Raw genomic sequence first — 377 nt, 5'->3', positions numbered from 1 at the left:
TTTCGGCGGCGCGGATATAGCCCTCGTCGAACAGGCGCATGGCCTCTTCGCGGATTTCCTGCCAGTTGTCTTTGAGCACATCCAGTTCCGGGAAGCGCTGGCGGTCCAGGTAGGGTTTGGACGGCACCCCGGAAAACAGGTACATCAAGGCGTTGTAGGGGGCGAACAGCGCCGAATGGTTGACGAACTGGCGCAACACCGGCAGACGGGCCTTGCCGCGCAGGTGCACGAACAGCACGCTGCCGAAGAACACCAGCAAGACACCCGCCTTGGCTGCAAAGGATAAGGTCATGCATCACTCCTAGGGGAAGAAACAGGGCTGCGCGGCCTGCTCTCCTGAAAATCATCCTGCCATCATAAACCGATCCCGCCGCGGT

General features: G+C 60.5%; 1 pseudogene. It reads right to left on the bottom strand.

Features of this window, described 5'->3' with window-relative positions:
- Positions 1–292, bottom strand: a pseudogene (locus QWI17_RS16875) (hypothetical protein); the annotation flags it as partial.
- Positions 293–377: the final 85 nt, after the last annotated feature.

This window comes from Gilvimarinus gilvus (genome assembly GCF_030518155.1).
GTDB classification, from domain to species: Bacteria; Pseudomonadota; Gammaproteobacteria; order Pseudomonadales; family Cellvibrionaceae; genus Gilvimarinus; species Gilvimarinus gilvus.
The sequence above is the reverse complement of the archived record's forward strand: the minus strand, read 5'-3'. Positions and strand labels throughout refer to the sequence as shown.